The 23,605-nt window shown below is 30.4% G+C and carries 18 protein-coding genes; 10 read left to right on the forward strand and 8 right to left on the reverse strand.

The genetic code is table 11. The features are described from left to right. Positions 1-92: 92 nt before the first annotated feature. The 4 genes from Q0662_RS06670 to smpB form a co-directional block, all read right to left on the reverse strand. Positions 93-689, reverse strand: a complete 597-nt coding sequence (locus Q0662_RS06670; protein WP_298948189.1) for a porin family protein — start codon at positions 687-689, stop codon at positions 93-95. 47 nt (positions 690-736) lie between these two features. Further along, entirely contained in the window at positions 737-1,690 is a 954-nt protein-coding gene (locus Q0662_RS06675) for a transketolase family protein (protein WP_298948190.1), read from the reverse strand. Between the two features lie 68 nt (positions 1,691-1,758). After that, positions 1,759-2,337 (reverse strand): Maf-like protein, encoded by a 579-nt coding sequence (locus Q0662_RS06680; protein ID WP_298948191.1) that lies wholly within the window; start codon positions 2,335-2,337, stop codon positions 1,759-1,761. Between the two features lie 311 nt (positions 2,338-2,648). After that, positions 2,649-3,110, reverse strand: coding sequence for an SsrA-binding protein SmpB (gene smpB, locus Q0662_RS06685; protein ID WP_298948192.1), 462 nt, complete (start codon positions 3,108-3,110; stop codon positions 2,649-2,651). Between the two features lie 100 nt (positions 3,111-3,210). On the opposite strand from smpB, the gene Q0662_RS06690 reads away from it, so the two are divergent. Together Q0662_RS06690 and Q0662_RS06695 are read left to right on the forward strand one after the other, a co-directional pair. After that, the gene (locus tag Q0662_RS06690) at positions 3,211-3,960 is read left to right on the forward strand and encodes a DUF6503 family protein (protein ID WP_298948193.1); all 750 of its coding nucleotides are present in this window, start codon (positions 3,211-3,213) and stop codon (positions 3,958-3,960) included. A gap of 184 nt (positions 3,961-4,144) precedes the next feature. Further along, on the forward strand, positions 4,145-4,966 hold the full coding sequence (locus Q0662_RS06695; protein WP_298948194.1) for a class I SAM-dependent methyltransferase: 822 nt from the start codon (positions 4,145-4,147) through the stop codon (positions 4,964-4,966). Positions 4,967-4,968: 2 nt separating this feature from the next. Here the strand turns inward: Q0662_RS06695 and Q0662_RS06700 are convergent, their stop codons facing one another. Continuing rightward, positions 4,969-5,463: a histidine phosphatase family protein gene (locus Q0662_RS06700; RefSeq protein WP_298948195.1), complete on the reverse strand. Its 495-nt coding sequence runs from the start codon at positions 5,461-5,463 to the stop codon at positions 4,969-4,971. A 104-nt stretch (positions 5,464-5,567) separates the two neighbouring features. Beyond that, positions 5,568-8,177, reverse strand: coding sequence for an ATP-dependent chaperone ClpB (gene clpB, locus Q0662_RS06705; RefSeq protein ID WP_298948196.1), 2,610 nt, complete (start codon positions 8,175-8,177; stop codon positions 5,568-5,570). A 230-nt stretch (positions 8,178-8,407) separates the two neighbouring features. On the opposite strand from clpB, the gene ytxJ reads away from it, so the two are divergent. From ytxJ to Q0662_RS06745, 8 genes are all read left to right on the forward strand, one after another. Continuing rightward, on the forward strand, positions 8,408-8,809 hold the full coding sequence (gene ytxJ / locus Q0662_RS06710; protein ID WP_298948197.1) for a bacillithiol system redox-active protein YtxJ: 402 nt from the start codon (positions 8,408-8,410) through the stop codon (positions 8,807-8,809). A gap of 59 nt (positions 8,810-8,868) precedes the next feature. Beyond that, entirely contained in the window at positions 8,869-10,416 is a 1,548-nt protein-coding gene (locus Q0662_RS06715) for a DEAD/DEAH box helicase family protein (RefSeq protein ID WP_298948198.1), read from the forward strand. 354 nt (positions 10,417-10,770) lie between these two features. Next, positions 10,771-12,162 carry an arginine decarboxylase gene (locus Q0662_RS06720; RefSeq protein ID WP_298948199.1) on the forward strand — a complete coding sequence of 464 codons (1,392 nt, stop codon included), beginning with the start codon at positions 10,771-10,773 and terminating at the stop codon, positions 12,160-12,162. A gap of 15 nt (positions 12,163-12,177) precedes the next feature. Continuing rightward, a complete protein-coding gene (speB, locus tag Q0662_RS06725) occupies positions 12,178-13,122 on the forward strand; it encodes an agmatinase (protein WP_298948201.1) in 945 nt (314 codons plus the stop codon). Beyond that, complete coding sequence (locus Q0662_RS06730; protein ID WP_298948202.1) at positions 13,112-14,089, forward strand: deoxyhypusine synthase family protein; 978 nt, start codon at positions 13,112-13,114, stop codon at positions 14,087-14,089. The genes speB and Q0662_RS06730 overlap by 11 nt, the downstream gene beginning before the upstream one ends. 111 nt (positions 14,090-14,200) lie before the next feature. Next, positions 14,201-14,479: a hypothetical protein gene (locus Q0662_RS06735; protein ID WP_298948204.1), complete on the forward strand. Its 279-nt coding sequence runs from the start codon at positions 14,201-14,203 to the stop codon at positions 14,477-14,479. A 113-nt stretch (positions 14,480-14,592) separates the two neighbouring features. Next, positions 14,593-15,450: a hydroxymethylglutaryl-CoA lyase gene (locus tag Q0662_RS06740; RefSeq protein ID WP_298948205.1), complete on the forward strand. Its 858-nt coding sequence runs from the start codon at positions 14,593-14,595 to the stop codon at positions 15,448-15,450. A gap of 54 nt (positions 15,451-15,504) precedes the next feature. After that, positions 15,505-17,022 carry a bifunctional metallophosphatase/5'-nucleotidase gene (locus Q0662_RS06745; RefSeq protein ID WP_298948206.1) on the forward strand — a complete coding sequence of 506 codons (1,518 nt, stop codon included), beginning with the start codon at positions 15,505-15,507 and terminating at the stop codon, positions 17,020-17,022. A gap of 79 nt (positions 17,023-17,101) precedes the next feature. Here the strand turns inward: Q0662_RS06745 and uvrB are convergent, their stop codons facing one another. Both uvrB and Q0662_RS06755 read right to left on the reverse strand, forming a co-directional pair. After that, complete coding sequence (gene uvrB, locus Q0662_RS06750; protein WP_298948207.1) at positions 17,102-19,090, reverse strand: excinuclease ABC subunit UvrB; 1,989 nt, start codon at positions 19,088-19,090, stop codon at positions 17,102-17,104. A gap of 68 nt (positions 19,091-19,158) precedes the next feature. Beyond that, positions 19,159-23,583 carry a T9SS type B sorting domain-containing protein gene (locus Q0662_RS06755; RefSeq protein ID WP_298948208.1) on the reverse strand — a complete coding sequence of 1,475 codons (4,425 nt, stop codon included), beginning with the start codon at positions 23,581-23,583 and terminating at the stop codon, positions 19,159-19,161. Between the last annotated feature and the right edge of the window lie 22 nt (positions 23,584-23,605).

Consider the following 23,605-nt stretch of genomic DNA (forward strand, 5'->3'; position numbering starts at 1 on the left):
ATTTTTTAAAGAGTTTTTTAGATAACATAATTTACTGTAAAAAAAAGGTTTCTTGAAATTCAAGAGACCTTTTTTATTTAAATTATATTTTATTATAATCTATAAGATAAACCGATTATAATTTGATTTACTCTTGTGTCAAAATTTACATTTGTTGCAGCTGTTCTAGCAAAAGAACTTTCTATACCAGAAAAACTTCTTTCCCAACGAACATCAATACCAATTTTACCTAACTCAATTCCTCCCCCAAAAGTTAATCCAGCAGCAAAACCAGAAGTATCTATATCAGAAATATCATCAAACCCAAAATCAGAATCTAAAACATATTGAAATGATGGGCCAATAAAAATATTTCCAACTCCAAAAATCTTTTTTCCTAATAAAACAGGAACATCAATTTTCTGAAATTTATAAGAACTAGAAGTATTGTTATAGGTTACACTGTTTTCTAAATTAGTGTATATTAATTCAGGTCTAATATAAAGGCCAATTACAGGGACTTTAAATCTTAACCAAATACCTGCGTGGTAACCTGTTTTACTTTTAGCGCCACTAAAAACATCTTCACTTACGTTTTCAATAGAGTTAGAGTTATAGTTGATACCACCTTTTAAACCAAAACTTACTTGTGCGTTTGTAGTTTGACTAAATGCAAAAGCCAAACAAATTAATAAAAAAAACTTTTTCATGATTTACATTTTTAATTAAACTTAAGAAGTATTAAATAGAAATATTTTTATTTTCTAGAAATTACTTTTTTAGCGGCTTTTACAACTGCAGCTGCATCTAAGCCATATTTTGCCATTAATTGCTCTGGTGTTCCAGACTCACCAAAAGTATCGTTTGTACCTATAAACTCTTGGACTGTTGGTGTGTTTAAAGATAAAGTTCTAGCAACACTTTCACCTAAACCACCAATTATATTATGTTCTTCTGCAGTAACAATACAACCTGTTTTTGCTATAGATTTTAAAATAATTTCTTCGTCTAAAGGTTTTATCGTGTGAATATTAATTACTTCTGCAGAAATACCTTGTGCTTTTAACTGTTCTGCTGCTTGTAAAGATTCCCAAACTAAATGTCCAGTTGCAACAATTGTTACATCTGTTCCTTCTGTTAATTGAATTCCTTTACCGATTTCAAATTTTGTGTCTGTTGGCATAAATACAGGTACTTTTGGACGACCAAAACGTAAATATACAGGACCATCAAAATCGGCTATAGCTATAGTTGCTGCTTTAGTTTGATTATAATCACAAGGATTAATAACAGTCATTCCAGGTAACATTTTCATTAAACCAATATCTTCTAAAATTTGGTGTGTTGCACCGTCTTCACCTAACGTAACACCTGCATGAGAGGCACAAATTTTTACATTTTTACCAGAATATGCAACAGATTGTCTTATTTGATCGTAAACACGACCCGTAGAAAAATTAGCAAAAGTACCTGTAAACGGTATTTTACCACCAATAGTTAAACCAGCAGCAATACCAATCATATTAGCTTCTGCAATACCAGTTTGGAAAAACCTGTCTGGGTTTTCTTCTATAAATTGATCCATTTTTAAAGAACCAATTAAATCTGCACATAAAGCAACTACGTTTGGGTTTGTTCTACCTAATTCTGTTAAACCATCTCCAAAACCAGAACGTGTATCTTTTTTTTCTGTGTATGTGTATTTTTTCATTATAAAATTGTAAAAATTTTCTATTGTTTTATTTTTGGTAAAAATAAACTTTTATTTGAAGTTTTAGTTTATAAATTCATCAATTCTTTATAAAGTTTATGAACAGGTAAACCTACCACGTTAAAATAACTTCCTTCTATTTTATCAATGGCTATAAAACCAATCCATTCTTGTATGCCATAAGCTCCTGCTTTGTCAAAAGGCTTGTAATTGTTGATATAATAATTTATTTCTTTATCAGAAAGTTTTTTAAAAAAAACGGTAGTTATATCATTTATAATTTTTTGAAAATTTTTATTTTTTATGGATATAGAAGTGATTACTTCATGCTTTTTACCGGATAAGTTTTTTAACATGACAAAAGCTTCATGATAGTTTTTGGGTTTGCCTAAAGCTTTATTTTCTAGCCAAACTATAGTATCAGAGGTAATAAGTAAATCGTTATCTTTTAAATTTTTATAAGCTTTTGCTTTTAGGTTGGCTAAGTAATCTGTAATTTCTATTCCTTTTAATTGTTGGGGATACAACTCCTCAACTTCTTTTAATTTTATGGTGAAATCGATATTTAAATCTTTAAAAAACTGTTGTCTTCTTGGAGATTTAGAAGCTAGAATTATATTATAATTTTTAAGTTTTTCTTTTAACATATATTTTTTTCTATTGTTTGGTTAGGGGTAGTTGAAACTTATAAAACCTATTTAACATTCATAACTTCTCAACTGCATACGAAGAGATATTTTAACTTTTAATTTACTGTAAATAAAACCATTGACAACTAACCAAATAATATAATACCCATCATTAAATTACTCAGTTTCAAAAAGTCTTTTTTCTTTTCGACTTTGGAAAGTAAGTAGAGTAGTGGCAATAGTATACTTTATTAAAGCCTTTGTTAGTAAAACTAATAATAAATTTTTGAAAAGAATCAGTTTTTAAAAAAGTAACTATACACAATATATTACGAATTAAAACTCTTTTTAATTCTTGCTAAATCGCGCTTGTTATCTCTATCTTTTATTACATTTCTCTTGTCGTGGGTTTGTTTTCCTTTAGCCAAAGCAATTTCTAATTTTGCAAAACCTCTATCATTTATAAATAATTTTAAAGGCACAATTGTATTTCCTTTTGCTTCTACATCTTTTTTTAAGCTACGTAATTCGCGCTTGTTTAGTAACAATCTACGCTCGCTTTTGGGGTTGTGGTTAAAGTGATGCCCATATAAATATTCTTGTATATACATATTTACAATAAACAATTCACCTCTATCATTAAACTCGCAAAAACTCTCTGTAATTCTAGCTTTGCTTTGTCTTATCGATTTTATTTCTGTTCCAGTTAACTGAATTCCAGCCACATATTTGTCTAGAATTTCGTATTCGAAACGTGCTTTTTTGTTTTGTATATTAATCTTTTTCTGCACGGTTACAACTTCATTATTTATTTTAACAAAGATACATTTTTACATTCGAGAAAGAAATGTAATTTTGAAATTGATTTCTAATCAACACAAATTAAACTCAATGAAATATTTTTATTTATCTATATTTTTTTTAATAGCATCTTGCAAAACTGCTGAAAAACAACTTACTGCACAGCAAATTATAGATAAAACTATTGCATATTCTGGTGCAGATAAAGTGGCGAATTCAGAAATTACCTTTACATTTAGAGATAAAGAATACGTGGCTTCAAGAAAAAAAAACGGAAAATTTTTATTGATTAGAAATCAACAAAAAGAAACTATGGAAGTTATTTCTGATATTGTTTCAAACGACGGTTTTCGAAGAGAAATAAACGCTCACCAGTTTCCAGTAGCAGATTCAATGGCTATCAAATATGCAAATTCAGTAAACTCTGTACACTATTTTTCTGTCTTGCCTTATGGCTTAAATGACAAAGCTGTACAAAAGAAGTTATTACCAACTGCAACTATAAAAGGAAAAGAATATTACAAAGTAGAAATTACTTTTTCTGAAATTGGAGGAGGAGAAGATTTTGAAGATGTTTTTATTTATTGGATTGGGAAAAAAGATTTTTTAATTGATTATTTGGCCTATTCTTATCACACAAATGGCGGTGGAAAACGTTTTCGAGTTTTAAAAGAACAATGTGTTAAAAACGGTATTCGTTTTGAAGATTATCACAACTACAAACCTAAAAATAAACCGATAAAATTAATAGATATAGACAAAGCTTTTGAGGACAATCAACTTATAAAAGTTTCAGAAATTGTGCTAAAAGATATAGAAGTAAAATTGTTAGACAATTAATTTTTTTTGAAGCTATTCCTGCTTTCCATTATATCTTTTTTCTTTTGTTCTCGATACAATTACGCTAAAAAGCGTAATCACTCGAACTGACAGAAAAAAGGATGTCATTTCAATCAGGGCTATACTTGTTTGCCAACTAAATCTATATATAATAGGCTTATTGTATTTATAAAAAACATACAAAATGAAAAAAAAACAACTCATCAGTAAAGAATTAGAAGCTTTTTACAATCAAGCATCAGAAGAAACACGTTTAGAATCTGGTATGGGTTTTTTTGAGTTTGAACGTATAAAATCTCTTATAGAAAGGCACATAAAAAAACCAAATGTAACCATTATAGATGTTGGTGGTGGTACAGGAAAATATGCAGAATGGTTAGCTGAAAAAGGGCATACAGTATATGTCATAGAGCCTGTAGAAAAGCATGTAAAACTAGCTCAAAAAAGAGCAAACAAACTCAAAAATAAATTTACAGTAACTCTAGGTGAATCTCAAAATTTAGCAATTGAGAATGAAGTGGCAGATTTGGTGATTCTGCATGGGCCATTATATCATCTTCAAAAAAAAGAAGACCGTTTGCAAACTATAAACGAAGCAAAAAGGGTGTTAAAAAAAAACGGACATATTTTAGGTTTTGCTATTAATTCCTCTGCATCTACAGTAGCTGGTTTAATGCAAGGTTTGGTGTATAAAAAACCTTTTTTAGAAATGTGTAAAACCGAATTAACAACAGGAATTCACAACCCACCAAAAGAATTTCCATGGTTATTGGCAGATAGTTTTTATCACAAACCCAAACAGTTAAAAAAGGAATTTACATCGAAAAATTTAGAAATTATTAATCTATTTGCTGTAGAAGGTATGATTTGGTTAGACAATGAGTATTTTGCAAACATGCTAAACCCTAAAAAAAAAGAAACTTTATTAGAAATTTTAAAAACGACAGAGTTAGATGAGTCTGTATTGGCTTTTAGCCCACACATGATGTTGGTTGCTAGAAAGTAAATTTACTTTACTTTTTTTACTTCACTTGTTGTTTTATCCTCAGAAATAGTTACAATATATAAGCTAGCATTATCATTGTCATCCATATTTTTATATTTTTTTTCTCCTAATATTTTATTTGCAAAAACAGGTGTGGTATTGCTATGGCCAACTACTAAAACTTTTTTTCCTGTTGTGTTAGCTCTAAAAATAGAGTCGTACATTTTTTTAGGATTGTAACTTAAAATCTTTAAACTCTTACTTTCTGCTGTTGGTTTTGCAGTTTGTTGTGTTCTATTATAATTTGTAGAATAAACGGCATCTAACTGGATCTCTTTAAAATATGTTGCCCACTTTTTAGCTCTTTCTAAACCTTTCTCATTCAAATTTGGATTTTTATTGGTTTTATCTGTTCTGTCTTTTTCTGCATGTCTAATTAAATAATAGGTAGTCCTATCATTAGAAGTACAAGAAAGTAGGTTAAAAGCAATAACTAAAAGGAAGAATTTTTTTTTCATCTGTAATAAATTTAAATACGAAAGTACAAAACAATTTTTTACAGTTAAAGACCCCATAGGTTTTTAAAACCTGTGGAGTCTAAATATTTATATATGATATATGTTTAAGAATTCGTAACCAAATCAGATTGATTTCTAAATACCAATTTATCATCAAAAGCATCTAATAAAATAATACTATCTGTGGTAATTTTACCTGCTAAAATTTCTTTAGATAATTGATTTAAAACCTCTTTTTGAATCACTCTTTTTACAGGTCTTGCTCCAAATTCTGGTTGATATCCTTTTTTAGCTAAGTAATTGATGGCTTCATCTGTGGCATCTAAAGTAATTTCTTGTTTGGCAATCATTTTCTTTAATTGCTCAATTTGTAATTTTACAATCTCAAAAATATCGTTTTTATGTAATGGTGTAAACATAATTACATCATCAATTCTGTTTAAAAACTCTGGTCTTACAGATTGTTTTAGCAATCCTAACACTTCAATTTTTGCAACTTCTGTAACTGTTTCTATATCTGCTTTTGGGTCGTTAAATTTCTCTTGAATGATATGGCTTCCCATATTAGAAGTCATAATAATTATTGTGTTTTTAAAATCGGCAACTCTACCTTTGTTATCCGTTAATCTACCTTCATCTAACACCTGTAATAAGATATTAAACGTATCTGGATGTGCTTTTTCAATTTCATCTAACAATACTACAGAATAAGGTCTTCTTCTAACAGCTTCTGTTAATTGTCCACCTTCATCATACCCTACATAACCTGGAGGCGCACCAACCAATCTACTAACACTGTGTTTCTCTTGATATTCACTCATATCAATACGTGTCATGGCATTTTCATCATCAAATAAATACTCAGCTAAAGCTTTTGCTAACTCAGTTTTACCAACACCTGTTGTTCCTAAAAACAAGAAACTTCCAATAGGTTTGTTGGGATTTTGTAAACCAGCTCTAGAACGTCTAACAGCATCAGAAACAGCAACAATTGCTTCTTCTTGACCAACCACTCTTTTATGCAGTTGTTTTTCTAAAATTAATAGTTTATCACGTTCAGATTGTATCATTTTTGTTACAGGAATTCCTGTCCATTTTGCAACAACCTCTGCAATATCCTCTAAATTTACTTCCTCTTTGATTAAAGATTTCTCATTCTGGTTTTTACTTAAAATATCTTGATATTCTTCAAGTTTTTCTTGTGCTTGTTTAATTTTACCATATCTAATTTCTGCAACTTTACCATAATCTCCTTCACGTTCGGCTTTTTCTGCTTCAATTTTAAAGTTTTCGATATCCAATTTTTTGTTTTGAATATTGTCTACTATCTCTTTTTCAGATTTCCACTTTGCATTAATTTCGTTGCGTTCTTCTTTTAGATTTGCTAATTCAGAGCGTAAAGATTTTAATTTTGCTTCATCTTTTTCTCGTTTAATAGCTTCAATTTCAATCTCTAATTGCATTACTTTACGATCTAAAACATCTAATTCTTCTGGTTTAGAGTTAATTTCCATTCGTAATTTAGAAGCAGCCTCATCCATTAAATCAATGGCTTTGTCTGGTAAAAAACGATTGGTTATGTAACGCTGAGATAATTCTACAGCACCAATTATAGCTTCGTCTTTAATGCGTACTTTATGATGCGTTTCGTATTTTTCTTTAATTCCTCTTAAAATAGAAATCGCACTTTCTGTATCTGGTTCATTTACTTGAACTTTTTGGAAACGTCTTTCTAAAGCCTTGTCTTTTTCAAAATATTTTTGATATTCATCTAGAGTAGTGGCTCCAATTGCACGTAATTCTCCACGAGCCAAAGCGGGTTTTAAAATATTAGCAGCATCCATAGCACCTTGACCACCACCAGCACCTACTAAGGTATGAATTTCATCAATAAAAAGCACAATGTCTCCCTCTGCATTTGTAACTTCTTTTATGACCGCTTTTAAACGTTCTTCAAACTCACCTTTGTATTTTGCACCAGCAATTAAAGCACCCATATCTAAAGAAAAAATTAATTTGTCTTTTAGATTTTCGGGCACATCTCCATCTACAATTCTATGTGCTAAACCTTCTGCAATAGCAGTTTTACCTGTACCAGGTTCACCTACTAAAATTGGGTTGTTTTTGGTTCTACGTGATAAAATTTGTAATAATCTTCTAATTTCTTCATCTCTACCAATGACAGGGTCTAGCTTGCCGTCTTTTGCTAATTTGTTTAAGTTTTTAGCATATTTATTTAAAGAGTTATAAGTTTCTTCTGCGTTTTGAGAAGTTACTCTTTCTCCTTTTCTTAATTCATCTATAGCAGCATTTAAATCTTTTTCTGTTACACCTTGGTCTTTTAAAACCTGTGCAATATTAGAATTTGATTTATAAATAGCTAAAATTAAATGTTCAATAGATACATAATCATCTTTTCTGTTTTTTGCAATAATAGATGCTTCGTTTAAAGTTTTACCAGCCTCTCTAGAAAGCATTAAATCTGCACCTGTAACTTTTGGAAAACTCTCTAATTGCTTGTCTAAAATTTGTTGAATTACAATGCTATTTACGTTCAGTTTTTTTAATAAAAAAGGCAGCACATTTTCGTCTACCTTTGTTAAAGCTTTAAAAATATGTTCGTTTTCTATTTGATTATGACCAAAACTTTGCGCAATTTGTTGCGCAATTTGTATGGTCTCTTGCGATTTTGTTGTATAATTATTAAAGTTCATTTTTTTTATTTCTTAGTTCCACTTTTTTTATATTCGAATAGAAAATGGAATCTCAATTCAATTTTTTGAAGATTTTTCATTTTCTAATTCACTTTTTTTGTTTCAAATTTAGTACCAATTCATTTTTAACAAAAAGAACAGTCATTTTGTCTTGAAAACTCTTGTTTTTACTGACTTTTTGACTGTTTAAAGTTTCTTATCTTTGTTGCCTAAATTATAAAAATTATAAAATGGGTATATTTAACAAGATGTTTGGAAATGAAAATAAAAAGGAATCAAAACCAGAAAAAAAGTCATATTTAAACTGGACTCCATTAACATCTTTAGAGCAATTAGAGGCCATAAAAGAGCAATCTAAAACAGAAAGTGTATTCCTATTTAAACATTCTACAAGATGTGGTATTAGCAGTATGGTAATTAAACAATTTGAAAAACTTTTTACAGAAGAACATCAAAACTTAAAAGTTTATTATTTAGATTTATTAAATTACAGAAATATTTCTGATGAAATAGGGGATTCCTTTCAAGTAATGCATCAATCACCCCAATTAATAGTGGTTAAAAACAGTGTTGCGGTCTTTAATGCTTCTCATTATGATATTACTCAAACTAATTTATCGAGATTTATCTAGTTAAAATTTGGGATAAACCTATTATAAGTCTTATTTTTGTGTCTTAAAATTTTAAATTTTTGGCAGATACAAACACTTCACAAGTAACAACAGGAAAAGAATTATACGGATACCAGAAAGACGCACTTCAAGAAATATTTAAACGTTTTGAAACTGCACCTAAAGATTATCATCTATTATATCAACTGCCAACAGGTGGTGGAAAAACAGTAATTTTTTCTGAAATTGTTAGGCGTTACTTAGAAACTTTTAAAAAGAAAGTTTTAGTGTTAACTCATAGAATTGAGTTAAGCAAACAAACTTCTAAGATGTTAGATGAGTTTGGCGTAACCAATAAAATCATTAATTCTACAGCAAAATTAGACGATCAAGATCAGTTCAATTGCTTTGTAGCAATGGTAGAAACTTTAAAAAATAGACTGAATGATGAAAAATTAGATATTTCTGATATTGGCTTAGTCATTGTAGATGAGGCACATTACAATTCTTTTACAAAAATTTTTAAATTTTTTGATGAATCTTTTATACTTGGTGTAACAGCAACCCCTTTAAGTTCTAACATTAAATTACCAATGTATGAAAACTATCAAGAACTTTTTGTGGGAGAATCTATTCAGCATTTAATAGAAAATGGCTATCTAGCGCAAGCAAATATGTACTCTTATAATGTGGGTTTAACTTCTTTAGAAGTAGGTGCTAATGGAGATTATACGGTAAAATCTTCGGAAGATTTGTATATGAATACAGACATGCTTACCAAATTGGTAAGTGCCTATGAAGAAACCGCTAAAGGTAAAAAAACCTTGATATTTAACAATGGTATCAATACATCTATACAAGTGTTTCACGCTTTTAAAAAAGCTGGATACCCAATAGCGCATTTAGATAACACCAATACCAAAAAAGAACGTGAATTAATTTTACGTTGGTTTCATAAAACACCCAACGCAATTATTACCTCTGTAAGTATTTTAACTACCGGATTTGATGAACCAAGTATTGAGGCTATTATATTAAACAGAGCTACAAAATCGTTAACCTTATACTATCAAATGATAGGGCGTGGTTCTCGTATATTTGGTAATAAAACTACGTTTGATGTGGTAGATTTAGGAAACAACTTTCATAGGTTTGGTCCTTGGGGTGCAGATTTAGACTGGCAAAAAATGTTTAGAGCACCAGACTATTATTTAGACGCCATCCTCTCTGATGAAGAAATAGAAAGTAACTTTAGATATGAGCTACCAGCAGATGTTAAAAAAGAGTTTGCAAAATCTACAGATACTTATTTTGATATGAAAAAGGTATACATAGATACCATAAAAGCAGGTGAGTCTTCTAAAAGAGTATTAGAAAAATCGATTGTACACCATGCAAAAATGTGTATAGAAAATAGTGAAGATGTTTTTGATGCACTTATTTTGGCAAAAATGTTAGGTGAAGAAATTGACGATAGAATAAATAGATATGCCAAATGTATTTCTAAAAGTACACATAATTTTGTTACCTGGTTAAAAGACGATTATAGGAAGAAATTGAATGCATACTTAAGAACTAATTTCGATGAAGACTTCGAAAAAATACATGGTTATCCTCCAGAAGAATAGTATTTTAAAGAAAATATAAAAAGTGAAAAAAAATTTTCACTTTTTTTTGTTTTTTGTGTTAAAAAATAATCTACATTTGAAATACTTACTTTAAGTGAAATGTTAAGTTTTTCTTGTTTCGGTAGTAACACACTTTGGGAGAAAGTTGGTTATAAAGCATTTTGGAAATGCGACGAAAAAATTAAGGTTTCTCCTTTTTATTTTCTTCAAGAATTGCAACTTGTTTCTAAGTTGCACGTAGTTTACTTACAAATATTACAGTGAAAATAATCATTTATAATGATTATAAAATGCTACTAAAATATTTTTATGTTTTAGTAAATAAAACAGAACTGTAATATTTATAATACAAAAGTGAAAACAAAATATATAGATCTAATTGAGCAAACTTTCGATTTTCCTCAAGAAGAATTTACAACAGGAAACAATAAACTTTTCTGGCATGGAATTAATTTAATGGAATTAACAGCTAAATATGGAGCGCCACTTAAATTTACCTATTTGCCAAAAATTTCAGAAAACATAAAAAAAGCCAAAAATTGGTTTCAAAATAGTATCGAAAAACATAATTATAAAGGAAATTATTTTTATAGTTATTGTACAAAAAGCTCGCATTTTAAACATGTTTTAAATGAAGCTTTAAAAAATGATATTCATATAGAAACTTCATCTGCCTTTGACATTGATATTGTAAAAAATCTTAAAAATGAAGGTAAAATAAAAGACAACACCTTTGTAATTTGTAATGGTTTTAAAAGAGATCAATACATAAAAAATATCGGTGGCTTAATTAATGATGGTCATAAAAACTGTATTCCCATTATTGATAATTTTGAGGAGTTACCTCTTTTACAAAAAGAGACTAAAAAAACATTTAAAGTGGGTATTAGAATAGCTTCTGAAGAAGAGCCAAAGTTTGAGTTTTATACTTCTAGATTGGGTATTGGCTATAAAAATATCGTTTCTTTTTATGAACGTGAAATTGCAAACAACAAGCAAGTTGATTTAAAAATGTTACATTTTTTTATTAATACAGGTATTAAAGACAATGCCTATTATTGGAACGAACTAATGAAATGTTTAAACGTCTATATCAACCTAAAAAAAGTATGCCCAACTTTAGATAGCTTAAATATTGGTGGTGGTTTTCCTATTAAAAATTCATTGGCTTTTGACTATGATTATGCCTATATGATAGATGAAATTATTAATCAAGTTCAACAATCTTGTCATGAAGCAGAAGTAGAAGTACCGCATATTTTTACAGAGTTTGGCAGTTTTACTGTTGGCGAATCTGGAGCTACAATTTACGAAGTTTTATATCAGAAAAAACAAAACGATCGAGAACGTTGGAATATGATTAATTCATCATTTATAACCACTTTACCAGATTCTTGGGCTATAAATAAACGTTTTATCATGTTGCCAATAAATAAATGGAATCATAAATATGAACGTGTTTTATTAGGTGGTTTAACTTGTGATAGTGATGACTACTACAACTCAGAACAACACATTAATGGTATTTATTTGCCAGTTTATGAAAAAGAGAAGCCTTTATATATTGGGTTTTTTAATACAGGTGCATATCAAGAATCTATAAGTGGTTTTGGTGGTTTACAACATTGTTTGATTCCACATCCTAAACATCTTTTAATAGATCATGATAAAAATGGGAATTTAATTGAGGAAATCTTTAAAGAGCAACAAAAAAGTAGTGAGTTACTTTCAATTTTAGGTTATTAACAAACAAAAAATAAAATGCAAACAATAAAAACATATGCAGGAATTCCACAAGAACATGGAAATTTAGCAACATCAAAAATTGTATTAATACCTGTGCCTTATGATGGTACAAGTACATGGCAAAAAGGAGCAGATAAAGGACCACAAGCTTTTTTAGATGCATCAGCAAATATGGAATTATATGATATAGAAACCGACTCTGAAGTTTATAAAGAAGGTATTTTTTTAGTAGACCCAATTTTAGAAAATGCATCTCCAGAAGCAATGGTAGAAGCTGTGCATGAAACCACAAAAAAGTTTATTAACAGAAACAAATTTGTAACTCTTTTTGGAGGCGAACATTCCATTTCTATTGGTGCAATTAGAGCATTTAACGAGTGTTTTAACAACTTAACAGTGCTGCATATAGATGCACATGCAGATTTAAGAAAAGAGTACGAAGGTACTAAATACAACCACGCTTGTGCCGTTTACGAAGCAAATTCAACAACCAATTTAGTACAAGTTGGTATTAGAAGTATGGATATTTCAGAAAAAAGAGAAATGAATCCAGAAAAAGTGTTTTTTGCACATGATATGGCCGTAAATGAAGATTGGATGGAAGATGTAATTGATCAACTAACAAGCAATGTTTTTATTACGTTTGATTTAGATGCTTTAGATTCATCAATATTTCCAAGCACAGGCACACCAGAACCAGGAGGTTTATTTTATTACGAAACTTTAAATTTTTTAAAACAAGTTTTCGAACAAAAAAATGTGGTTGGTTTTGATATGGTAGAGCTATGTCCAAACGAAAAAGAGAAATCATCAGACTTTTTAGCGGCTAAAATGTATTATAAAATGTTAAGTTATAAGTTTTCTTCTAATGATGATACTTATGATATAGGAGAAGAAAGCACTAATGATAGTCCATTTAGTAAACTATCAAAATTTAAAAACAACGAAGATGAATACTAACAAAAAACCAATTTCAGAATTTATAGAAAAGTATTTTCTACACTTTAATGCAGCTTCTTTAGTAGATGCAGCAAAAGGCTATGAAGATCAACTTAACCAAGGTTCTAAAATGCTGGTTTCTTTAGCGGGTGCAATGAGTACTGCAGAATTAGGTCAAATTTTTGCAGAAATGATTCGCAAAGATAAAGTGCAAATTATTTCTTGTACTGGTGCCAATTTAGAAGAAGATATCATGAATTTGGTAGCACATTCTCACTACAAAAGAGTACCTAATTATAGAGACTTAACACCTCAAGATGAGTGGGATTTATTAGAAAAAGGATTGAATAGAGTTACAGACACCTGTATACCTGAAGAAGAAGCATTTAGAAGAATACAAAAGCATATTGTAAAAATTTGGAAAGATGCAGAAAAAAATGGTGAACGTTATTTACCTCATGAATACATGTATAAATTATTGCTTTCTGGAGTTTTAGAGCAATATTATGAGATAGATATTAAAAACTCTTGGATGTATGCAGCTGCAGAAAAAAAAATACCTATTGTTTGTCCTGGTTGGGAAGATTCTACAATGGGAAATATTTTTGCATCTTATGTTTTAAAGGGAGAATTGCAAGCTTCTACTATGAAATCGGGTATAGAATACATGACTTTTCTGGCAGATTGGTATACAAATAATTCAGAAAATGGTATTGGATTCTTTCAAATAGGAGGTGGTATTGCTGGAGATTTTCCAATTTGTGTGGTACCTATGTTGTATCAAGATATGGAAAGAACAGATACGCCATTTTGGAGTTACTTTTGTCAAATTTCAGATTCAACAACGAGTTATGGTTCCTATTCTGGTGCAGTACCTAACGAAAAAATAACGTGGGGAAAATTAGATATTGATACACCAAAATTTATCATAGAAAGTGATGCAACTATTGTTGCTCCACTAATTTTTGCTTATCTGCTACAAATGTAAAAAATTTATCAATTTGATCACAAACAAGTACTTCTAATTAAGAGTTTTAATAAAATAATATTTTTATTTTTAAAAATACATAGTTTAAAATAACATTCAAATAAATAAAAAATGAAAAGAGTAATTGTAGAATATGCAAAACTAACCAAAGATATTTTAGATATGTTAATCAACAAGTATCCAGATGGTTATGATTATGGAGATATTATTTCCTTTAAAAATGCAAAAGGAGAAACTATTAAAGCTATAGAAGTTAAAACTGCAGATACAATTTATTTAGTAAAAATAAGCGAACGACTAGAAAATGCTATGGAAGAATACGCAGAAGACGAAGAGTTTTTTGACGAGAATGATGATTTTGATGCAAATGATATTGAAACCGAAGATTAAATATTGGTTAAAAATATTTAAACTTCATTTTATCAAATTAAGCTTTTTGAATTAGAAACTAATAAGTATTTAATTAATTTTAAAACATCATAAGTTTCTATATCTTTGAGATAATGAAAAAAATCAAAATCATAGAATGTCCAAGAGATGCTATGCAAGGCATCAAAAGTCATTTTATACCTACAGAAAAAAAAGCGTTGTATATCAATTCGCTTTTAAAAGTAGGGTTTGATACAATTGATTTTGGCAGTTTTGTTTCTCCAAAGGCAATTCCACAAATGCGCGATACCGCTGCTGTTTTAGAAAAATTAGACCTCTCTAAAACTAGTAGTAAATTATTGGCAATAATAGCAAATATAAGAGGGGCCAATGATGCTGTTCAATTTGAAGAAATTGATTATTTGGGCTATCCGTTTTCTATATCAGAAAATTTTCAAATGCGTAATACGCATAAAACCATAGCAGAATCTGTTGTAACGTTAGATAAGATTTTAAATTTAGCAGAAAAAAATAACAAACAAGTTGTTGCGTATTTGTCTATGGGTTTTGGGAATCCTTATGGAGATCCATGGAATGTGGAAATAGTAGGAGAATGGACAGAAAAACTCTATACAATGGGAGTGAAGATTTTATCATTATCAGATACCATTGGTAGCTCTACACCAAAAATAATAAACTATTTATTTTCTAATTTAATTCCTAACTATCCTAAAATTGAATTTGGTGCTCATTTACATACAACACCAGACAAGTGGCACGAAAAAGTTGATGCAGCTTACAAATCTGGGTGTAATCGTTTTGATGGTGCTATTAAAGGTTATGGTGGTTGCCCAATGGCAAAAGACGAATTAACAGGCAATATGCCAACAGAAAAACTACTAAGTTATTTTACAACGCAAAAAGCAGGTACTAATATAAAACCTATGAGTTTTGAAAGTGCTTACAATAAAGCGTTAGAAATTTTTATTTAGTATGTCGTAATACAATCAAAAAATATTAGTTTAAAATACCATTGCAAATAAATTATGAAAACGTTTAAAACATTTTTTTTACTAACAATTCTAATCTTCTTTTTTTCCTGCAGAAAGGACGATCATAAAATAGATTTTACATTTATACAAATAAACGATGTTTATGAAATTGCACCTATTCAAGGCGGTGAATTTGGAGGAATGGCAAGAGTAGAAACTGTACATCAAGAATTGTTACAAGAAAATCCAAATACAATGCTATTTTTGGCTGGCGATTTTTTAAATCCTTCTTTATTGGGAACTATAAAGGTTGATGGAAAAAGAGTGAAGGGAAAACAAATGGTAGAGGTAATGAATGCTATGAATTTTGATTTAGTAGCCTTTGGTAATCATGAGTTTGATGTTTCACAAAAAGAGTTGCAACAAAGATTAAATGAAAGTAATTTTCCTTGGATTTCTGCGAATGTAAAATTAAAAACGAAAAAAGTAGCAATTCCTTTTTATAAAGAGAAAAATGGTCAAAAAGAAGCTATAAAAGAGACTTTTATAAAAGAAATCTCAGATAAAGACGGAACTAAAATAAAAATAGGCTTTATCAGTGTTACTTTACCTTCAAATCCAAAAGATTATGTAGCATATGATAATATGTTTGTAAAAGCAAGAGCTTCTTATGCAGCCATTAAAGATTCTGTAGATGTTGTTTTTGGTTTGACACACGTTAAAATTGCCAACGATAAAAGAATTGCGAAATTAATTCCAGATTTGCCACTAATTATGGGAGGTCATGAACATATAAACTCTTTAGATACTATTGGAAATGTCTTAATTACAAAGGCAGATGCCAATGCAAAAACGGCATATATTCATAAAATTTCTTACAATAAAAAAACAAAGAAAACCAAAGTAATTTCTGAATTAAAAGAAATTAATTCATCCGTAAAAAAAGATCAAAAAGTAGCTGCTATTGTTGATAAGTGGCAGACGATCTTAATATCAAAAATTAAAGAAATTATTCCAAACTCTGATGAAGTAATATTTAGTGCAAAAACACCTTTAGACGGAAGAGATACACCTATAAGAAGTCAACAAACCAATTTAGGAAAACTTATAACGTCTGCCATGTCTTTTGCCTTTGATGATCAAGTAGATGCAGCTCTGGTAAATGGAGGTTCTATTAGAATTGATGACCAATTGAGAGGCAATATAACACCTATTGATATTTTTAGAGTATTGCCTTATGGAGGAGATATTGTAAAAGTGGCAATAAAAGGAAGATTGTTAAAGCGTGTTTTAGATTATGGCCAATTAGCAGCAGGAACAGGCGCATATTTACACAGACACAATGTAACTTTACAAGAAAAAGATTGGTTTGTTGGGGGAGAAAAAATCAATCCAAACAAAACCTATACAGTTGCCTTTTCTGACTATTTATTAAAAGGGTTTGATATTCCTTTTTTATCAGATAAAAACAAAGAAGTACTTTCTGTATATCATCCAAAAGAAACAGAATTAGCGTTTGATATTCGAAAAGCAGTTGTTGCATATTTAAAACAAAAAAAGAATGCTAAATAGCGTTCTTTTGAAACTTACACACTTTATCAGATACAGCCTTTTTATTTATCTGTTTGTTTACAAGATTAAAACTTCTTTTTTATACACTTTCTTTTAAAACAGTAATTTCATCACGTAATTTTGCAGCAGCAATAAAATCTAAAGCTTTGGCAGCTGTTTCCATTTTTTTACGTTTGTCTCTAATACGTTTTTCTATTTCTTCTTTAGGTAAATATTGCAGATCTTGTTCTGCAGCTACCTGTTTTGCGTTGTCATAATGATAGCTAGACACTGCAGTTTTGGTTAATGTATTGTCAATTTTTTTGTTAATCTGGGTAGGAGTAATATTGTTCTTGATGTTGTAAGCAATTTGCTTTTCTCTTCTACGTTCAGTTTCATCTATGGTTTTTTGCATGCTTTCTGTTATTTTATCTGCATACATAATTGCCAAACCATTTACATTTCTAGCGGCTCTACCTACTGTTTGCGTTAAAGATTTGGTATTTCTTAAAAAACCTTCTTTATCTGCATCTAAAATAGCGACTAAAGACACTTCTGGTAAATCTAAACCTTCTCTTAATAAGTTTACCCCAATTAATACATCAAACAAACCTTTGCGCAAATCTTGCATAATTTCTACACGTTCTAAAGTATCTACATCAGAATGGATGTACCTACAACGTATATCAACTCGTGTTAAATATTTAGTTAATTCTTCTGCCATTCTCTTGGTTAAAGTTGTTACCAATGTGCGTTCGTCTTTTTCAACTCTTTGTTGTATTTCTTCAATTAAATCGTCAATTTGATTCAAACTAGGTCTTACTTCTATTGGTGGATCTAATAAACCTGTAGGTCTAATAATTTGTTCAACAAAAACACCTTCTGTTTTTTGTAATTCGTAATCAGCCGGAGTTGCAGAAACAAAAATAGTTTGGTTTTGAATGGCTTCAAATTCATCAAATTTTAAAGGTCTATTATCCATGGCAGCTGGCAAACGAAAACCATATTCAACCAAATTTTCTTTTCTACTTCTATCTCCACCATACATGGCATGTGTTTGCGGAACTGTAACGTGACTTTCATCTATCACCATTAAATAATCATCTGGAAAATAATCTAACAAACAGAAAGGCCTTGTACCTGGTTGTCTGCCATCTAAATATCTAGAATAGTTTTCGATTCCTGAACAATAGCCCAATTCACGTATCATTTCTAAATCGAATTCTGTACGTTCTTTAATTCTTTTAGCTTCTAAATGTTTGCCTATTTCATTAAAAAAATCTACCTGTTTCATCATGTCTTCTTGAATTTGATGAATGGCATTTTGTAAAACATCTGGAGAGGTTACAAACAAGTTTGCTGGGTAAATACTTAACTCGTCAAAAGTATTTATAACTGCATTGCTTTCTAAATCGAACAATTCAATTTCCTCAATTTCATCACCAAAAAAGTGAATTTTATATCCATTATCACCATAAGATGGATAAATAGTGACTACATCACCTTTTACCTTAAAAGTTCCGCTTTTTACTTCATATTCGGTTCTAGCGTATAAACTTTGCACTAATTGATGTAAAAATTTGGTTCTAGAAATTAATTGGCCCACAGCCACAGGAATAATATTTCTTTTAAATTCTGTAGGATTTCCAATACCATACAAGCAAGAAACAGAGGCTACAACTAGTACATCTCTTCTACCAGAAAGTAGGGAAGAAGTGGTGCTTAAACGCAACCTTTCGATGTCTTCATTAATAGATAAATCTTTTTCTATATAAGTACCTGTAACAGGTATGTATGCTTCTGGTTGATAATAATCGTAATAAGAAACAAAATATTCTACAGCATTATCTGGAAAAAACTGTTTAAACTCAGAATATAATTGTGCAGCTAAGGTTTTATTATGCGCTAAAACCAAGGTAGGTTTTTTAACTTCTTGCACAACATTAGCAACCGTAAATGTTTTACCAGAACCAGTAACACCTAATAAAGTTTGATATTTTTCGCCATTGTTAATTGCTTGCGAAAGTTCTTTAATAGCTTTTGGTTGGTCTCCTGTCGGAGAAAATTCTGAAACGAGTTTGAATTGCATACTGTAAAAATACGGATTGTAAATGTATTTTTATTTTCTAATTAGACTAAACTTTCCTGTTTTTATTCTTATCTTCTAACCAAAGAAAAATTTCCTTTTTTGTTGATGGTTGGTTTAGTTTTGTCAGCAGGAATTAAGGTGATGTTATACCAATAATCGTCTGAGGTTAGTAATTTGCCATTGTAAGTACCATTCCAACCTTGGGAGTCTACAGGAATTTGTGCGACTAATTTACCATACCTATTAAAAATATTGATACTTGCATTCGGATAAAAAGTTTTGTTAGCGCCTTTTACTGCCCAAGTATCATTTTTACCATCGCCATTTGGTGTAAAGAATTTTGGAAACTGAATAACAGAAACTTGCAAAGTAGCATCTGGTACACATCCATTTTTATCGTTTACAATAATGGTGTAAATACCACCTTCTAAGTTTTCAAATAAAGGTTCGTTTTGAAATGGAGTGGTGGTGTTTTTATCATCATTTTTTAATGCAAATTGATAATCACCAGGACCTAAATCGTTATTTATAATATCTATAGAGATGGATAAATTTGCATCACTGCTAATAATATTTCCTTCATCTACAATGGTTACAAAGCTAGGCAATAGATTTGCAGGATTGGATTCGTTCACAACAATAGTTTCTGATCTAGTACAATTGGTACCATTGGTAGTGGTTGCAGTAACTGTGTAATTTCCACCTACTGTAACATCTGCAGTTTCTGCAAAACTAATAATTGTTCCTGTGGAATCTTTCCATTCATAATTGTAAACCTCTGCAGGATTTTCTACCCCAATGGTTAAGGATGTATCATTCAAACAAAAAATTTGAGGAGAAGTTACCCTAAAATCAGGTAAAGGATTTACAATTAATTGAAAACGAGCATCATCATTTATACACAAAGTTCTTTTATTTTGAATGCGAACAAAAATAGTTTCTGTAGGATTTGAATTGGTGTAAGGAGAAGCAATTGGTGCAAATCCAGTAGCAGCATCTATATCATTTGCATGAAATGTAACATTAAAATCATCTGGATCTTGCGAACCTAATAAAGCTGGAATTTGGCTATCTAAATCGATGTTTTGAATGATTCCATTAGTATCATCACCATCCAAATCATCATCACAATAAGAAAGGTTAGAAACAGGTGTAAAAGTAGGTTCTGGATTTACAATAACATCAAAATTAGAAATACCATTTACACAAGAAGTGGTTGTGTTTACAACACGAACAAAAATGGTTTCTCTATTAGGTGTTAAGTTCGAATAAGGAGAACTTAGAGTATTGTTTCCATTTTGAGCATCAGTTAAATTTCTATGATAAGAAACTGTATGATTTGCAGGGTCTTGTGTTCCTAAAATTCCTGCAGTTTGACTTGTTAAATCGATAGTTTGCGAAAAACCATTTCTTGCAGAGCCATCAGAATTATCATCACAGATTTCTAAATCTGCCACAAAATTTGCCACAGGAATAGGATTTACAATTAGATTAAAACTGGTATGATCTGTAAAACAGCCAGTATTATTGTTGGTTACTCGTACAAAAATTGGTTGTATATCTCTAACTGTATTAGCAAAAGGAGAAGTTTGCGGGTTTGAACCTGAATTTGCTTCAGCTGCAGAAAGGTGGTAGGTTACCGAAAAATCGGCAGGATTTTGAGAGCCTAAAATACTAGCTGTTTGAGCTTCTAAGTCGAAGTTTTGTTTAATTCCGTTTTCTGCATCACCATCTGTAACATCATCACATAATTCTAAATCTGTAACTGGGTTTGCAGTTGGTGTGGAGTTAACTTGAAGGTTAAATTGCCCCAAACCTTGACAGTTATTATTTATAGTACTTAATATTTTATAGTAAATAGGAAATTGAATTCCACCAGGAACGTTTGTAATCTCTATTTTATTTAAATTATTTCTATAATTAGTAATATCGATTTCATTTAAAGAGTTTGCTCTGTCTGTAATGTTTTCGTAAAATGTAACTTCTGTATTTGGTGGCGGATTTATACCTGATATTACTGCATTTTCATCTAAAGAAAAATGGGTTATACCATCTGTATCACTATTCATACCAGGAGTATCTACACCATTCGCATCTAAAAAATCATCACATTCTGCTGGTTGTAATACATTGTATGGATTGTCTGGAGTTTGGCCAACATTTATGGTTAACTCAACAATATCTCTGGTACAGTTTTGGCTTGTAAAGACTTTAACAAATACAGACTGTGTAGCATTCGGTTGAACAGGATAAGAGGTAATGTTTGTAATTTCTGATGCACCTAAAGCATCTGAAAAAAACTGAAATCTTACATTTGGGGTATTAGAAATACTGAGTTGTGCTGAAGTTAAGTTAATTGTAGGATTGGTGTTATTGGCACTAACACAGTGGTCAAAAATTGGATTTGATGAAACTACGGGCAAAGGATCTACAATGAGTTCTAATGTTTTAGAAGTATCAAAACAAGCAGCGTTGTTTATGTTTTCTACTCTAATGTAAACGGTTTGAGAGTTAGTTACAGAATGGTTGGTATTCTTATTGATTATGGTGCTAGCATCATTGGTTTCTGCACCTAATTGAGTTGTGTGGTAGGTGATGGTATATTGTGTATTATTTAAAGTTCCTAATATTTCTGAATCCTTTGAGCTTAATACAAAATTATTAATGACTTCATCAGTATCTCCACCAGCACTTGCATTGTCATCACAAATTCTGTAAGGGGTTGGTTGTATAGGTTCTGGAAACCCAGTTACTGCAAGTTTAAATGTAGTAATATTAAAACAAGCATTTGGTGCTTTTGTATTTTGTACTCTTGCATAAACTATTTGCGAGCTAAAAGCAGTTGGGTTTGTAAAAGAATCTGGTAAAGGATTATCTCCTGAATTAGCATCAGCTAAATTATCAAAATATAATACATCAAAAATTGCTGGGTCTAAACTGCCTAAAATCGTGTTTTTATTTTCTGTGGTTAAATCGAATGTATTAAATCCATCATTATCTGTGTCACAAAAAAGAATATCATTTGGTTTCGTAGCAACTGCAGCTTCAAACACGCCTATATTAAAAGTAGCTTCATATTTTGTAATATTTCCACAATCATCGGTAAGTTCTAAAACTAAAGTATATTTACCTGCATTTGCTGGAGAAATATTAGTTAAAACTAAATTTTGATCGCTAGAAACTACAGATGTGTTTGTGCCATTGTCAAAAGTCCATTCATAAGTTCTATTGTTACCAGAGATTGTCTCTGGTGCAAGTGTCTTATTTTCTCCAATACAAAACTCTAAATCTTGGTTATTGATAACGATATCTTTATCAACATCTTTTATTTCGATTGGAAGTAATAAAGATGATAAAAAAGGAGGTAAACCCTGGCCAGCTGTAATCGCTCCATTTCCAACTCTAACTGTTTGATGAGAGTAGTCACATGCTATCCCTAATTCGTCTGGTTTATTAACAACACTTATAAAATTAGAATTATTAGAAGTCCAGTATATTTTTCCATCAGGACCTAATTGTAAAGCCCCTCTAGTATTTACATATTGGTGAACAAGGTATCGGCTAGCATTAATTTCTGCTAAGGTTGGTTTTGTTAAATCAAATTGATATAAGCTTTCAATAGATTCGGTAAAAGAACCAGTAGATAAGTACAATCTTCTACTAGAAGCAGAAAACTCTACACCATAAACTTCTTCAAAAATGTTAAGTTGATTTGCAAAACTAGTGTTGTTAAAATTTGTAACCTCTCCAGTTTCATCGTTAAAATTAAATAAATAAGCCCTATTACTCATATTTCCAGAAGCTAACTTTGTGCCATCTGGTGATACTTTTAAATATCCTCTTGGATCGCTAGTCGCATTATAGCCAATAATAGTACTTACTTTTGGGTCTCCCGAATTAACACCATTATTATCTACTTTGTATGCATAGAAATTGTTACCATGTGCAGAGATAACCCAAAAAGTACTGCAATCTTTTGCTTTTACAGCTGTTACTTTTTCAGACCAATTAGGATGATCAGAAAGATTTCCTAAAACGACAGGGCCAGCTACAACATCACCTAAACCACCATTTAAAGACATATCTATTGTATAATACCAAAAACCAGCATTTTCACTAGATTGTGCACCAACCGTAAATAAATAATAAATATTAGGTTTTCCAGGTGCTGGTATAGTTAAAGCAGATTGTGAACTTGAAGAATCTCCTTCTAAACCAGTACCATTAGGCATGGGGGTGTTATTTTTATTCCAAATGGTTAAATTTCTACCATCAGATGTTGGTGCTCCTACATAAAATAATAAATTACCATTCGCATCAGAGAATGAAGAGCAGCCTTCTAAAGTATTTAATTGACTTCCATTAACTGGAACTGGACTGCCAGAATTAAAATCTAAAGCAGCTCCATTACCAAAATACCAAAAATTAGCTTCTTTTTGTGAAAATGTATTTAATGAAATAAATAGTAAAAATAGCGATAATATATTTTTCATCTGACGGTATTTCTATTCTTTA

The organism is uncultured Polaribacter sp., from assembly GCF_947503855.1.
In the GTDB taxonomy this organism is placed as follows: domain Bacteria; phylum Bacteroidota; class Bacteroidia; order Flavobacteriales; family Flavobacteriaceae; genus Polaribacter.

Bases quoted from the DNA above. Each gene is read 5' to 3' on its own strand.
- Q0662_RS06690 (WP_298948193.1), top strand. From the start codon at position 3,211: ATGAAATATTTTTATTTATCTATATTTTTTTTAATAGCATCTTGCAAA.
- Q0662_RS06680 (WP_298948191.1), bottom strand. From the start codon at position 2,337: ATGTTAAAAGAAAAACTTAAAAATTATAATATAATTCTAGCTTCTAAA.
- uvrB (WP_298948207.1), bottom strand. From the start codon at position 19,090: ATGCAATTCAAACTCGTTTCAGAATTTTCTCCGACAGGAGACCAACCA.
- ytxJ (WP_298948197.1), top strand. From the start codon at position 8,408: ATGGGTATATTTAACAAGATGTTTGGAAATGAAAATAAAAAGGAATCA.
- Q0662_RS06695 (WP_298948194.1), top strand. From the start codon at position 4,145: ATGAAAAAAAAACAACTCATCAGTAAAGAATTAGAAGCTTTTTACAAT.
- Q0662_RS06745 (WP_298948206.1), top strand. From the start codon at position 15,505: ATGAAAACGTTTAAAACATTTTTTTTACTAACAATTCTAATCTTCTTT.
- Q0662_RS06730 (WP_298948202.1), top strand. From the start codon at position 13,112: ATGAATACTAACAAAAAACCAATTTCAGAATTTATAGAAAAGTATTTT.
- Q0662_RS06670 (WP_298948189.1), bottom strand. From the start codon at position 689: ATGAAAAAGTTTTTTTTATTAATTTGTTTGGCTTTTGCATTTAGTCAA.
- speB (WP_298948201.1), top strand. From the start codon at position 12,178: ATGCAAACAATAAAAACATATGCAGGAATTCCACAAGAACATGGAAAT.
- clpB (WP_298948196.1), bottom strand. From the start codon at position 8,177: ATGAACTTTAATAATTATACAACAAAATCGCAAGAGACCATACAAATT.
- Q0662_RS06740 (WP_298948205.1), top strand. From the start codon at position 14,593: ATGAAAAAAATCAAAATCATAGAATGTCCAAGAGATGCTATGCAAGGC.
- Q0662_RS06755 (WP_298948208.1), bottom strand. From the start codon at position 23,583: ATGAAAAATATATTATCGCTATTTTTACTATTTATTTCATTAAATACA.
- Q0662_RS06675 (WP_298948190.1), bottom strand. From the start codon at position 1,690: ATGAAAAAATACACATACACAGAAAAAAAAGATACACGTTCTGGTTTT.
- Q0662_RS06700 (WP_298948195.1), bottom strand. From the start codon at position 5,463: ATGAAAAAAAAATTCTTCCTTTTAGTTATTGCTTTTAACCTACTTTCT.
- Q0662_RS06735 (WP_298948204.1), top strand. From the start codon at position 14,201: ATGAAAAGAGTAATTGTAGAATATGCAAAACTAACCAAAGATATTTTA.